The following is a 14,442-nucleotide window of genomic DNA, read 5'->3' as shown; positions in this document are numbered from 1 at the left end:
TAGCTTTCAAGTTTATTTTAGGTTCCGAATACATCTAATTATATGAGCAATATCTAGGAGTTGGAATCGGAAATATGAGCGTTATGATTGATAATTGCTTTAATAAACATAAAATTTATTTTTGTGATTGTAAAATCAGCGATGCAAGCACTAAATCATCAGGATATGTAATTTTGAGATTATCCGCTCGCCCTTGCACAACCTTAACAGCATGACCCGCATATTCTAATGCACTGGCTTCATCTGTAATGACAATATTATCGAATAAAGCTTTTTCAATTGCCTTTTTTAAATCGCCTAAACGAGCAATTTGTGGCGTTTGCGCTTGCCATAAATGATCACGGCTGACCGTCTTATCAATTTGATGATGTTCAGCGACAGACTTAAGTGTGTCACGAACTGGTATTGCCAAAATAGCACAAGTATTTTGTGATACAGCTGTTTCTACGAGTTGAATTAAAGATGCTTCACTTACACAAGGACGTGCTGCATCATGCACAAAAACCCAATCATCTTCCGATGCAATTTCAATTAAATAATTGAGTGCATTTAATACAGAATGAACTCTTTCTTGTCCACCAATACAAAAATGTGCTTTATCTTTTTCTGCTAAATCTAAAGTTTTGGCAACATTATCCTGCTCACCTATGGCAAGTACATAACCTGACAATGGCAATTGATTTAAACGCTGAACAGAATGCTCAAGAACAGTTTTATCCAAAATACTTTGATATTGCTTCAATTCTGTTTTAGAAAATCGACTTCCCGAACCTGCAGCAGGAATGACAGCCCAAAGCTTATTGGTTTGGAGGAAGCTCTTCTTCTGATTCATTTGTTCTTAAGTCTGAGTTTTGATAAGGATTAACATATAAGGGTTTATATTGCGTACTAATTGTACTCATTTGAATAAACGTTTCATGTGGCTTAATTAAGCCTAAATCTAAGCGAGCATGTTCTTCAATGGCTTCTACACCATTTTTCAAATCATATACTTCTGCCGCTAAAATGCGATTACGTTCTTTTAAATCTACATTAAGTTCTGTTTGTTGTTGTATCTTTTGAGTCAGTTTTTGATGGTCTAACGCCCCACCTTCACCGAAATAATAGGCATACTGAAACCCCGCGATCAAAATGATCGCGAGGCCCAATAACACTTTACTCGAAATTGAGTCGAATAAACGTAGTATTAACATATAGTCGCTTAGTTTAAACCTTTAAACTCAGCTTTACCGCGATAAGCAGCTTTAGTCAACTCTTCAATACGAAGTAATTGATTATATTTCGCTACACGGTCAGAACGGCAAAGTGAACCAGTTTTAATTTGACCTGCGCCAGTACCCACAGCAAGATCTGCAATTGTAGAATCTTCTGTTTCGCCTGAACGGTGTGAAATTACAGTAGAGTAACCATTATCTTTCGCAAGATAGATTGCATCTAGAGTTTCAGTTAACGTACCAATTTGGTTGTATTTGATTAAAATCGAGTTACCAACTTTTTCATTGATACCACGTTGTAAAATCTTAGGATTTGTAACGAATAAATCATCACCAACCAATTGGATTTTGTCACCAAGAATTTCTGTTAGGTAAGACCAACCTTCCCAATCAGACTCGTCCAAACCATCTTCAATAGAGATAATTGGATATTGGTTTACAAGACCTGCAAGGTAATCAGAGAATTGATTGCTAGTGAATGCTTTGTTGCCTTCACCTGCAAGAATGTACTGACCATCTTTGTAGAATTCTGAAGATGCACAATCAAGCGCAAGCATAATATCAGAACCTGCTTTGTAGCCTGTTTGACCAATTGCTTCAAGAATAACAGTAATCGCTTCTTCGTTAGAACGAAGGTTTGGCGCAAAACCACCTTCATCACCAACTGCAGTATTTAAACCTTTTTTGTTTAAAACTGATTTTAAAGAATGGAAGATTTCAGCGCCTGCACGTAAAGCTTCAGCGAATGAAGTGAAGCCAACAGGCTCAATCATAAATTCTTGAATATCAACATTATTGTCCGCATGTGAACCACCATTAATGATGTTCATCATAGGTACAGGCATGATCAAGTTCGTATTGTTACGAAGATCTGCAATGTATTGGAACAATGGAATTTTCTTTTCATCAGCAGCAGCACGAGCAACAGCCAATGAAACAGCTAAAGTTGCATTAGCACCTAATTTTTCTTTATTTTCAGTACCATCTAACGCAATCATCGTATTATCGATGTCTTTTTGTTCGAAGACTGATTTACCTAATAAAGCATCACGGATTAAAGTGTTTACGTTATTAACCGCAGTTTTAACACCTTTACCCAAATAACGAGCTTTGTCGCCATCACGAAGTTCTAAAGCTTCACGAGAACCAGTTGAAGCACCAGATGGTGCACATGCACGGCCAACCACGCCAGATGCTAAGATTACGTCAGCTTCGATGGTTGGGTTACCACGAGAGTCTAAAATTTCACGTGCACGAATGTCAACGATTTGACTCATGAACAATTCCTCTGTTGATTAATAACGAGATGCTTTAGAAGGCATCAATGTGTCTATAATTAATGTGTATCGAGCTTTTTAAAGCCTTTTACCAAGGTATCTAATTCTTTAAGCTGAGCTAAGAATGGTTCAAGTTGCGACATACGCAATGCGCAAGGACCATCACACTTCGCTTTTTCAGGATCTGGATGAGCCTCTAAGAACAAACCAGCCAAACCTGTTGCCATACCCGCACGTGCCAATGTTGTAATTTGAGCACGACGACCACCCGCAGAGTCAGAACGTCCACCTGGAGTTTGAAGTGCATGTGTTACATCAAAGAACACAGGAACATTCATTTCTTTCATATGATCGAAGCCAAGCATATCTACAACAAGGTTGTTATAGCCAAATGCTGAACCACGTTCACAAAGAATAAGCTTGTCATTTCCAGCTTCTAAACATTTATTTAGAATATGACGCATTTCATGCGGTGCTAAAAACTGTGCTTTTTTGATGTTGATAATGGCATCTGTTTTTGCCATCGCTTCAACAAGGTCAGTTTGACGGCTTAAAAATGCTGGAAGTTGGATAATATCAGCAACTTCTGCAACAGGTGCAGCTTGATAAGGTTCATGTACATCAGTAATGATTGGTACATTGAAGTGTTTTTTAATGTCAGCTAACCACTCAAGTCCTTTTTCCAAGCCTGGGCCACGAAAAGAGGTTAAGCTTGAACGATTGGCTTTATCAAAACTTGCTTTGAACACGTAAGGAATACCTAAACGTGTACAAATATCGACATAAGTCTCAGCAATTTCAAAAGCTAAGTCTTTCGACTCAAGTACGTTCATTCCACCAAATAATACAAATGGTAAATGATTCGCCATTTGAATATCGCCAAGACTTACAATTTCTTGTGGTTTTAATGCTGACATTTAAATTTCCCTAGTTTGATCCTAAAAACCCATTATTTAGTTTTTTTTGTACTGCTGTTTAGCAGCGTCAATAAAGCTAGCAAATAATGGATGTCCATCACGTGGTGAACTTGTAAATTCTGGATGGAATTGTACAGCGATAAACCAAGGATGTGCAGGAATCTCAACAGTTTCTACTAAGTGTTGTACCGGTGAATAACCTGAAATTTTCATTCCTTTTTCTTCTAGAGCAGGAATAAAACGGTTGTTCATTTCGTAACGATGACGGTGACGTTCGATGATTTCAGCATGACCATAAACTTCACGTGTTTTAGTGCCTTCAACCAATTCAGATTTTTGAGCACCAAGACGCATTGTGCCGCCAAGGTCAGATTCAGCATTACGTTGTTGAACTTCACCACGCTCATCTAACCATTCTGTAATTAAGCCAATGAGTGGTGACTTAGTAGAACGGTTAAATTCTGTAGATGTCGCATCTGCAATGCCCGCAACATTACGTGCATATTCAATTACAGCCAACTGCATACCTAAGCAAATACCTAAGAACGGAACTTTGTTCTCACGAGCAAATTGAATTGCTTTCATTTTACCTTCAGTACCACGTTCACCAAAACCACCTGGAACTAAAATTGCATCAGCATCTTTTAACACTGTCGCAACATCTTGGCTTTCAAGCTCTTCAGCATTGACATAGTCAATTTGAACTTTAACGCGGTTTTTAACGCCAGCATGTAAAAGTGCTTCGTTTACAGATTTATAAGCATCTGGAAGTTCAACATATTTACCCACCATTGCAACACGAACCGTGTATTCAGGGTTTAATAATGCTTCAACAACATTATCCCAATCTGTAAGATCGGCTTCTGGTAAATCGTTATAACCAAAACGTTCACAAATTAAATCGTCAACATTTTGTTCATAGAACGTACGTGGAATTTGATAAATAGATTTTGCATCTTTACATACAACCACTGCACGTGCTTGTACGTTAGTGAATAATGCAATTTTACGAATTGTATCCGCATCTACATCGTATTCTGTACGACAGATTAAAATATCGGGTTGAATACCAATCGAAAGCAATTCTTTAACAGAATGCTGAGTTGGTTTTGTTTTAAGTTCTGCTGCAGACTTGATGTATGGAAGCAATGTTAAATGCATGAGCATAGTGCGGTTATGACCAAGCTCAACCATTAACTGACGTACAGATTCCATAAATGGAAGTGATTCGATATCACCTACTGTACCGCCAATTTCCACAATCGCAACGTCATAGCCTTCGCCTGCACGAATTACACGTTCTTTAATATTATCCGTAATATGCGGAATAACCTGAACTGTACCACCTAGGTAATCACCACGGCGCTCTTTGTTCAATACGTCTTGATATACACGACCAGATGTAAAGTTGTTTAACTTTGTCATCTTCGCGCGACGTAAGAAACGCTCGTAATAGCCCAAGTCTAAATCAGTTTCAGCACCATCCTCTGTGACAAAAACTTCACCGTGTTGGAATGGGCTCATTGTCCCTGGATCGACATTAATGTATGGATCCATTTTGACCATGGTTACTTTTAAACCACGAGCTTCTAAAAGTGCAGCAACTGAAGCAGCTGAAATACCTTTACCTAGTGATGATACAACACCACCAGTAACGAAAATAAAATGGGTCATTGGGTTTCTCATACAAACGAGCCTAAATCGGCTTACAATGTTGCGTGATTTTACTTTACCTTGTACCCATAAAGCAAAGTCATTCCGCATCTATTCTTCGAACATTCGACAATTGATCACTTTATAATCATTTTTGCTTTATGTCATTCCAATCATTTATAGGATTTTCATATTTTAATTTACTGCTATAATAGTAAAATCCATTCAAGCTACTATTTTTACCATTATGAATAAAAAACTTTTAATTTGTGCAGCAATTGCGACCGGCTTATTATTAACAGCATGCGTAAAAAAAGAAGCACCGAAAGAAGAAGAGCAAACTGATGTTGCCTCATCTGAACCTGTAAATCTTCAACCACTTGAACAGCCTGTTGAAGAAGCTCCTCAAGCTATCCCTGAGACTGTTCAGATTGAGCGTACTGAAACTCAAAATACAACAACTGAAATACGTCGCTCTGTTCAAGAAGCACAACCTACTGAAACAACAGAAAGCGTAACTCCTGCTCCTATTGCAGCAGTAACACCAAAAGTTGAAGAAAAGCCCGCTGTTCAGCCTAAAGCAAACCGTAGCACGAGCAATCAATCTGAAGATGATGCAGTCGCAGCAGCAATTGCAGCAGCAACACCTGCTTTAGAAAACTAAGTTATTATTTTTATAAGACCTAGCAAATTAGAAATAAAAAAAACCAGCTTTTGCTGGTTTTTTTTATTTCTGACACCTTTATTCAAATTTCTTTAAAAAATCACTTATTAATTTTGTCGCCCAAGAACGTGAATGAAGCCCTTCATAAAATCCACAATGACTGCCTTTTTTGGTTGTAATAACAGCTACATCATCCATAGATTCAATCGTTTGCTGATAGGGATAGAAATTTTTAATATGACAAACAGGATCATCTTCAGCATTTAAAATAAGTAAAGGGACTTTAATATTTTCAAAAACATAAATTGGATTTGTTGCTTGAGTATAACTTTCATAATTTTCAAAACCTGCCAAAGCAAAATAAGCTTTTTCAAATTCCACCAAGGTTTTAGTTTGTAATACTTCTGCGACAGACTCCGTCGAACTCCACGTTTGCCGATAAGGCACAATAAATCTTTTAAATAACTTCTGCGTCATGATTTTACTATAAACAGGATGAACATTTGCAAAGCCCAATTCGGTGTTATAACCCGGACATAGCGCAAAAGTTGCTTTCAATGGGGTTTTATCACCTTCCTCACCCAAATAACGGACAAGTAAACCCGTACCTGCAGACGAACCGACACCATACAAATTTGATTTCGGAAATTTATGTTGAATATAAGAAATTTGTTCTTTTAAATCTGCAGTTGACCCAAAAAGATTCATCTGAGGCACAGTTAAAGGTAAATCTGCATGACCACGGCGTAAACATAAAGCAATTCGCCATCCTGTGTAATCATGTAAATCACGCACCAACTCACGCATACTTTCAGGCGAACCTGTTATTGTATGCATGACCACAATTGTAGGTGTCTCAGAGGGTAAATGGAGACCGTACCAAGCAATACCCGTGATACCACCGTCTTGCATTTCAAGTTGCTCAATCAAATCATATTCAAGATGTACAAATCTTTTTTTGATTAAATCGAAATATAACAAATGTGCATGCGTATTACTTAACCATGGCGTTGGTCGATATTTTTGAGATAGCTGTGGCAATTGATCCAAAATGTCTTTCAAATACCCATCAGGCTTACAATAAAGTTTCGGCACTTCTGCGCCAGTGACTTTATCTAAGGTCATGGAAGATATTTTACGAACATTCTTAACACTCAATTTCATTTTATTGATCTACCAAAATTAACCCAATATTGACGTTCAAAAAACATGCCTATCTCAAAAACAATTCATTCAACACAGCTATTTCATATTTTGCATACGTTGCCCCATAAGGACAGCTAAAGCTTCTAATCCACTTTTTGGTCGAATCATCACTTCAAAATCTATAATTTTTCCTTGATGATTAAATTGAATCATATCGATGCCTTTTAATTTTTTCTCACCAATACTCGCGGAAAATTCAAGTACCACATTCAACCCATCTTCACTTAAAAATTCACGATGATATGTAAAATTTTCAAAGACCTGAATGACATTACTCAGAATAAAAAATACAACCTGCTTACCTGCATAAGGGTTATATGCCACAGGTGAACGAAATACAACATCATCGGCTAGCAATTCATTAAGGATGCTCATATCACGTGTTTCTAACATTTCATGCCAACGTGCAATGGCTTTTTCGGTGGTTTCTAACGTCATTTTAAATTCCTTTTTTTGTTATCTTCCATCTTTAATGAGCCCCCTTTAGCAAAGGGGGCTCATCAACCACAATCCCTCTTTAAAAAGGGAGGAATCTATTTACTTTTAAATTGTTGCAGCCAATTCTGCACCTTGACGAATAGCACGTTTGGCATCAAGTTCACCCGCCTCTTTTGCACCACCAATCAAGTGAACATTTTTACCCAAACTTTCAAGTTGTTCATACATTGCAGTATAAGATTCTTGTCCTGCACAAATCACAATATTGTCGACATCTAAAATAGTTGGATGATCATTTACCGTAATGTGTAAACCTTGATCATCAATTTTGTCGTAACTTGCACCTGCAATCATTTTGACATCACGGTGTTTTAAACCTGTGCGATGAATCCAACCTGTGGTTTTTCCTAATCCACCACCCACCGAACTCGCTTTACGTTGCAATAAATAAACTTCACGTGGTGATTCTTCAACTTTTGCCTGTTTTAAGCCACCAATATGTTCATAAGAAGTATCAATTCCCCATTCATCATAGAATTTTTCAGGATTTAAGCTACCACTATCTCCCTCATGAGAAAGATACTCCGCTGTATCAAAACCAATACCGCCTGCACCAATAACAGCAACACGTTGACCTACATCTTTCTTATGTTTCAATACATCAATATAAGAAAGAACTTTAGCGTTATCGATCCCTTCAATATTGAGCTTGCGTGGTGTTACCCCTGTCGCAACCACAATTTCATCATAATTTGAGTTTGCTAGTTCATCGTAAGTCGCAAGATGATTAAGCTTTAATTTAATATTCGGTTGTAATTCTATTTTGCGTTTGAAATAACGCAATGTTTCATAGAATTCTTCTTTTCCCGGAACCATTTTCGCAATATTAAACTGCCCACCAATTTGATTAGACGCTTCTAAAATTGTGACTTTATGCCCACGGTCTGCGGCATAAATTGCAAAACTCAAACCTGCAGGTCCTGCCCCAACAACCGCAATATTCTTAGCCACAGAAACATCTTTAAAAATAAGTTCAGTTTCATAACACGCACGTGGATTAACCAAACAAGATGCAACTTTCATTGAAAAAATATGATCTAAACAAGCCTGGTTACAACCAATACAAGTATTAATTTCATCACTACGTCCTTGTTCTGCTTTTTCTACAAAAAATGGATCTGCAAGCATTGGACGTGCCATAGACACCATATCTGCATGCCCCGAAGCCAATACATGTTCAGCCATTTCAGGCGTATTAATACGGTTAGATGTAATCAGTGGAACTTTGACTTGTCCTTTAAGCTTTTCAGTAACCCAGGTAAATGCAGCACGAGGAACTTTTGTTGCAATAGTTGGAATACGTGCTTCATGCCATCCAATGCCTGTATTGATAATCGTTGCACCTGCTTTTTCTATTTCTTTTGCAAGCTTAACCACTTCGTCAAAAGTAGAACCACCTTCCACCAAATCCAACATTGAAAGTCGATAAATAATAATAAAGTTTTCACCAACTTCTTCACGTGTTCTTTTTACAATTTCAATAGGAAAACGAATCCGATTTTCATAAGATCCACCCCACTCATCATCACGATGATTGGTACGTGCAGCAATGAATTCGTTAATTAAATAGCCTTCCGACCCCATAATTTCCACACCATCATAACCCGCATATTGTGCCAATTTTGCACAATTCACAAAATCTGCAATGGTTTGGTTCACTTCTGCTGAAGTTAAAGCATGTGGTTTCGTTGGATTAATAGGTGCTTGCATTGCAGATGGTGCAACGTTTTCAGCTTGATATGAATAGCGACCAGTATGCAAAATTTGCATGGCAATTTTACCGCCCGCGTCATGCACCGCTTGCGTAATAACCTTATGTTTTTCTGCTTCTGCTGTGGTATCGAGTTTTGATCCGCCTGCGAATGTAACACCTGCATCATTTGGGGAAATTCCTCCCGTCACAATTAAAGCCACACCACCTTTTGCTCGTTCTGCATAAAATGCCGCCATACGGTCGTATCCACCAGGTGCTTCTTCTAAGCCCACATGCATAGAACCCATCAACACACGGTTTTTAAGTGATGTAAAACCTAAATCTAAGGGTGCTAATAAATTTGGAAAATTCGACATACATACTCCTTGGCGAGCTTTGTGCTGGCTATTTTTATGTTTAATGCAACTTGTTGCATACTTTTATATTCGAGATTTGATTTTTATGCAACATGTTGCATAATAAAACCCATTAAAAATTACATGATGTACCTTTATGTCTTTAGCGCATGTGTTACTGACCAGCTTATTAGAAAAACCAAGTACAGGTATTGAGCTAGCAAGACGATTTGACCGATCAATGGGCTTCTTTTGGAATGCAACGCATCAACAAATATACCGCGAATTAAATGCAATGCTACAAAAAGGTTGGATTTCAACCCTTGAGGATTCTGACTATGCTGGTCGCACAAAAACCTATCAAGTTGAGTTATTAGGTCGAACCGAACTGGCACATTGGATGGTCAAACATAGCGAACCCGCTCAATTACGTGAAGAATTGATGGTGCGCCTACGTGCAGAAGCACAATTAGGTGGAAATACCGTTTTACCTGAACTTGAACAACATTTAATTCTACACAAAGAAAAATTACAGACTTATCAGCAAATTTTCGCTAAAGATTTTGATGATAAAGATGTACAAAGCCGCACGCTTTACATCCATAAAATGATTTTACAATTGGGTATAAATTTAGAAATTGGTTGGATTGAGTGGCTAGAAGAAGTTATTCCTGAACTTAAAAAGTTCAATGATTAATCACACAAATATTAGGACAATCTTATGCCTTATTACACCATGCAAGATAATGAAAAATTATATGTTCGTGAATTTGGGCAAGGTCAACCTGTTTTAGTGCTTTCTGGTTTAGGTATGCAAAGTTGGCAGTGGCTACCGTTTCTTTATGCTTTAAAAAATCAATTTCATTTTATTATTCCAGATTGGCGTGGTTTTGGACGCTCAAGCCAATGTGCAATTCCCCAACTCGATGCCATTTCAAGTCATTGGCAAGATTTAAGTACACTTATCGACAAAATGCAGCTTAAAGATTTTCAATTGATTGGCTATTCTATGGGTGCAACAACGGCAATGCACGGCATGCAATATGGCAATCTTTCAGAACATTTACGCAGTTATTTACATATCGATCAAACACCTAAAATCACAGTAGATGATTCATGGCAATATGGTCTGTTTGGTCAAGAACATCAGCAATTTAAATTATTATTAAAGAAAATTTCTACTTTTCTAAATCAGCATTCCACAACAGTTTTTATTGAAGATTTAAGTGAAAAAAGTCGGAATAAATTAGTCAAAATATGGGCTGAGTTTATTGCCTTTCAATCGAGCAATAAAATTAGTCCATTTCTATTCAAACTGGCAGAAAAGCAACCAAAACTGCAAAAATATGTTTTACCGATTCATCGCCTCGATTATTTAAAGTGGTATATCGATAACTACTTGTATCATAAGGAAGATTATCGTCAGACAATTTCACAGCTAAATTGCCCAACCACCTTTTTTAGTGGTGAAAAATCGACGTTATACCCCATTCAAGGGCAAAAGATCATTGCGAAAAGTGTGGCGAATTCACATCAAGTCATCTTTAAAAAATCTGGACATACTCCACTTATCAATGAACCAATAAAATTCACACGAGCATTACATCTATTTTTAACAAATCGATCTTCACCATGATTTTTAAATATCACTATCAAGATCTGTATTAATTCGATATATTTTTCATCTCAGCATATATAAAACAACATACTGAATTAACATGTTTCACCTATAGCAAGCAAAATAAACACGCTAAAATTCATGGCGATTTAAACATCACAAAACATTTGATTTAAGGAAAAACTATGGCGCAGTTTGCAGTCATTGGATTGGGTAGTTTTGGTGCAACTGTTGCAACAGAGCTAGTCGGTTTAAAACATGATGTGATTGGCATTGATATTGAAAAAAAGTATGTAGAAAATATTTCTGATGTACTAACACATTCTGTGATTGCCGATGCAACCGATGAACATGTTTTAGATGAACTTAATATCACGCAATGTGATGCTGTTGTTGTTGCCATTGGTGAAGATATCGAAGCCAGTATTTTGTGTGTTTTGCATCTTAAAAATTTGGGTGTAGAAAAAATTTGGGTAAAAGCTAAGTCTAAAGCGCATCACATGATTTTGACTCACTTAGGGATTTGTAAAATTATTCATCCCGAAGAAGATATGGGCGTTCGTATTGCACAATCTTTGAGTTATCCGATGGTTAGCCGTTATATGGCATTAAATGATGATCATTACTTAGTAAAAGTCGATATTACCGAAAATTTAAAAGGAACTCGTTTTCATCATGTGATGGATCATGTACCCGAAGTTCGTGCCATTTTGCATAAACGTGAACAAGAAATTAGCTATATCATCGATCCTAATTTAGTTTTACAAGAGGGTGATATTTTAGTGATTGAAGGTGCTTTAGAGCCTTTGCGTCGCTTATCTAAACACTTCACTGCGAAATAGGAACATCGCTATGAAGCAGCTTCGCAACAAAAATAATAATAGCGTTAATTTAAGCCCACCAAGTTTATTAGCACTTGGTTTCCTTAGTTTTATTATTATCGGAACACTACTATTAAAATTACCATTTTCAAATCATGGTGATTTGTCTTGGTTTAATGCTCTATTTACAGCCACATCAGCCGTGACCATTACAGGTCTGTCTGTGGTCAACGTAGGCGAAGCGTATACGGCCTTTGGTAAAGTCGTGATTATGTTGCTCATTCAATGTGGCGGTTTAGGCTTTATGACCTTTGCCATATTGGCTGCATTAAGTTTGTCACCTAAAATTGGTTTAAAACAGCAAGTCATGGCTCAAGATACTATTGGACAAACCAGTTTAACCAAAGTCTCTTTCACCATAAAAGGTGTCTTACTTTATTCCTTATTTTTTGAAGCAATTGGCACTGTTATTTTAACCATTGCATGGATGCAAGATTACGATTTTGCAAAAGCTTTTTTCTATGCCGCGTTCTATAGTGTTTCGGCATTTAATAATGGTGGATTCTCTTTATTTCCCAATAGCTTAATGAGCTTCCACGACAAGTATTTTATTACCTTTACCATTAGTATGCTCTACATTATTGGCGGTATTGGCTTTGTGGTACTGATGGATATTAGGCGTGCCAAACGCTGGAAAAAGCTTTCAGCCAATAGCAAACTGATTATTTCAACCATTGCAGGTTTAAATTTAGCAGCATTTATCATTTTATGGGCAATAGAAGCAAATAACCCGCTCACCTTAGCACCTATGAGTATGGGTGATCAGGCTTTAAATGCTTGGTTCCATGCCACAGTTCCTCGCTCTTCGGGCTTCAGTAGTTTAGAACTCAGCAATATGAGAGATGCTTCAACATTAGTCACCATGGTACTTATGTTTATTGGTGGTGGTTCTTTAAGTACCGCAGGTGGTATTAAAGTTGGCACATTTATTATTGTGGTTTTAAGCGTCATCACCTTTTTAAGACGCTCTGAAGAACTGCGTATATTTAACCATTCTGTTGCCAAAGCAACCTCATTTAAAGCACTTGCTGTTGTTTCAATTACAGGTATTTTGATCTTTATTGGATTGTTTAGCTTATTGCTTTTAGAACCCAATCATCACTTTTTAGATTTACTATTTGAAGCTGTTTCCGCTGCCTGTACCGTTGGTTTATCGCGTGGTATTACAGGTCAATTACAACCCGCAAGCTTGTTTATTTTGATGTTACTTATGTTCGCAGGGCGTTTAGGACCTTTAACCTTGGCATATTTAATTGCTACACCTAAGAAAAGTCGCATTAAACATCCCCAAACAGACATACAAATTGGTTAATCTTTTCTAAGTCATCAATTAGACATAAAAAAGCCACTTTTAAAAGTGGCTTTTTTTTGAAACTAAAACTTAGAACCAATCGAGTAAAGATACACCCAAACCGACATAAGTGGCTTTATGATTATAATCAATTAAGCTTTCACCATAGCCATGGAATAATTGAAACTTACCACGTAAACGACCACTAATTGGGAAGTTCCAATCGAACTGAGCAGCACCACGTGAGTCATCACCACCTTTTAAGCTATGACGTAACATCAAGGTAAAATCTTGCTCTTTATAACGGTAAAATGCAGTTAAATCACCACGACCAATATAGTCTTCAATATCTGGATTATTATCATCTTTTGCATTCTCCTCAATGCGATACCAAGGACGAATCATCAACGCAAAATTTTCACGTTCAAAACCTACATTGAAGATGACACGATTCCAACTACGTGACCAAGGATCTGAGCGACCATTCGATTGATGATTAAATGTCACTCCCAATAAACGACCATTTAAACCAAACATTTCGTAATTGGTACGGAACATTAAGCTTGCTTCAGGCTCGTAATTGGTTTCACGAAATGGACGAGATTCATCCGCATTGTACATTTGCCAACGAGATGATTGCGTATAGCCCAACCATAAATCACCGTTATCGCCAAAAATATTCTCAAAGGCCTTGGTTTTCAATGAAAGTTGATATTTCATTTCCATTGAATCTAGCGGCACGATTTCATCAGAAGCAACTACATTTTGAGGATTTTTACTTACAGGTTGTTCATTTTTTTTAGATGTCCAAAATGCAGGTAAAACATAAACAGGTTTGTACGCTCGAACTTGCCATGTGCCAAGTTTACTTTCGGGTGAAAGCTCCCAACGACTATCAAGTAAAGATGTATTTGGATCAAATTTTGGTGCATCAACAGCAACTACATTATTTTTAATTTTTTCTTTAAAACTTTCGGTTTCAGTTGAAATAGAACGTGCTGCTTCACGCTCCGAAACCAAAGAAGATGTTTCTGATGTTGGAGCTTTAAATAGCGCGTCATAACAAGCCAGTCGCTCTGGATTCGATTGTAATGCCACACATGCATCTGCACTTGCAGGTGAAACTGCATTAGCCGCATGAAGTTGCTCGATACACCCAGCACCAAACATAGCT

The 14,442-nt window shown here is 37.3% G+C and carries 14 protein-coding genes; 5 read left to right on the top strand and 9 right to left on the bottom strand.

Annotation, left to right across the window (positions count from 1 at the left end):
- Positions 1–115 precede the first annotated feature (115 nt).
- Genes ispD through GTK57_RS12550 form a run of 5 tightly spaced genes read right to left on the bottom strand, consistent with a single transcriptional unit; the run spans position 116 to position 5,082 of the window.
- Positions 116–832, bottom strand: a complete 717-nt coding sequence (gene ispD, locus GTK57_RS12570) for a 2-C-methyl-D-erythritol 4-phosphate cytidylyltransferase (RefSeq protein WP_152873123.1) — start codon at positions 830–832, stop codon at positions 116–118.
- On the bottom strand, positions 798–1,193 hold the full coding sequence (locus GTK57_RS12565; protein WP_152873121.1) for a septum formation initiator family protein: 396 nt from the start codon (positions 1,191–1,193) through the stop codon (positions 798–800). The genes ispD and GTK57_RS12565 overlap by 35 nt, the downstream gene beginning before the upstream one ends.
- Before the next feature lie 8 nt (positions 1,194–1,201).
- On the bottom strand, positions 1,202–2,491 hold the full coding sequence (gene eno, locus GTK57_RS12560; RefSeq protein WP_152873119.1) for a phosphopyruvate hydratase: 1,290 nt from the start codon (positions 2,489–2,491) through the stop codon (positions 1,202–1,204).
- A gap of 59 nt (positions 2,492–2,550) precedes the next feature.
- Positions 2,551–3,408 carry a 3-deoxy-8-phosphooctulonate synthase gene (gene kdsA, locus GTK57_RS12555; protein ID WP_152873117.1) on the bottom strand — a complete coding sequence of 286 codons (858 nt, stop codon included), beginning with the start codon at positions 3,406–3,408 and terminating at the stop codon, positions 2,551–2,553.
- Positions 3,409–3,444: 36 nt separating this feature from the next.
- On the bottom strand, positions 3,445–5,082 hold the full coding sequence (locus tag GTK57_RS12550; protein WP_152873115.1) for a CTP synthase: 1,638 nt from the start codon (positions 5,080–5,082) through the stop codon (positions 3,445–3,447).
- Positions 5,083–5,308: 226 nt separating this feature from the next.
- Here GTK57_RS12550 and GTK57_RS12545 point away from each other — a divergent pair, with 226 nt between their 5' ends.
- A complete protein-coding gene (locus GTK57_RS12545) occupies positions 5,309–5,725 on the top strand; it encodes an internalin (protein WP_152873113.1) in 417 nt (138 codons plus the stop codon).
- A gap of 78 nt (positions 5,726–5,803) precedes the next feature.
- On the opposite strand, the gene GTK57_RS12540 is transcribed toward GTK57_RS12545, so the two are convergent.
- The 3 genes from GTK57_RS12540 to GTK57_RS12530 all read right to left on the bottom strand — a co-directional run bounded on the left by GTK57_RS12540 (position 5,804) and on the right by GTK57_RS12530 (position 9,499).
- Entirely contained in the window at positions 5,804–6,889 is a 1,086-nt protein-coding gene (locus tag GTK57_RS12540; RefSeq protein ID WP_152873111.1) for a YheT family hydrolase, read from the bottom strand.
- Positions 6,890–6,967: 78 nt separating this feature from the next.
- Complete coding sequence (locus tag GTK57_RS12535; RefSeq protein ID WP_152873109.1) at positions 6,968–7,369, bottom strand: nuclear transport factor 2 family protein; 402 nt, start codon at positions 7,367–7,369, stop codon at positions 6,968–6,970.
- 105 nt (positions 7,370–7,474) lie between these two features.
- Positions 7,475–9,499 (bottom strand): NADPH-dependent 2,4-dienoyl-CoA reductase, encoded by a 2,025-nt coding sequence (locus tag GTK57_RS12530; RefSeq protein WP_152873107.1) that lies wholly within the window; start codon positions 9,497–9,499, stop codon positions 7,475–7,477.
- A gap of 136 nt (positions 9,500–9,635) precedes the next feature.
- Between GTK57_RS12530 and GTK57_RS12525 the strand changes: the two genes are divergently transcribed.
- From GTK57_RS12525 to GTK57_RS12510, 4 genes are all read left to right on the top strand, one after another.
- Complete coding sequence (locus tag GTK57_RS12525; protein ID WP_152873105.1) at positions 9,636–10,175, top strand: PadR family transcriptional regulator; 540 nt, start codon at positions 9,636–9,638, stop codon at positions 10,173–10,175.
- 24 nt (positions 10,176–10,199) lie between these two features.
- On the top strand, positions 10,200–11,114 hold the full coding sequence (locus tag GTK57_RS12520) for an alpha/beta fold hydrolase (protein WP_152873103.1): 915 nt from the start codon (positions 10,200–10,202) through the stop codon (positions 11,112–11,114).
- Positions 11,115–11,281: 167 nt separating this feature from the next.
- Entirely contained in the window at positions 11,282–11,938 is a 657-nt protein-coding gene (locus GTK57_RS12515) for a potassium channel family protein (RefSeq protein WP_152873101.1), read from the top strand.
- 10 nt (positions 11,939–11,948) lie between these two features.
- Complete coding sequence (locus GTK57_RS12510) at positions 11,949–13,289, top strand: TrkH family potassium uptake protein (protein ID WP_163123875.1); 1,341 nt, start codon at positions 11,949–11,951, stop codon at positions 13,287–13,289.
- Between the two features lie 69 nt (positions 13,290–13,358).
- Here GTK57_RS12510 and GTK57_RS12505 read toward each other — a convergent pair whose 3' ends face one another.
- On the bottom strand, positions 13,359–14,438 hold the full coding sequence (locus tag GTK57_RS12505) for a phospholipase A (protein ID WP_228720340.1): 1,080 nt from the start codon (positions 14,436–14,438) through the stop codon (positions 13,359–13,361).
- Positions 14,439–14,442: the final 4 nt, after the last annotated feature.

The organism is Acinetobacter portensis (assembly GCF_010646905.1).
Classification (GTDB): Bacteria; Pseudomonadota; Gammaproteobacteria; order Pseudomonadales; family Moraxellaceae; genus Acinetobacter; species Acinetobacter portensis.
This window is presented reverse-complemented; position numbering and strand designations above follow the sequence as displayed.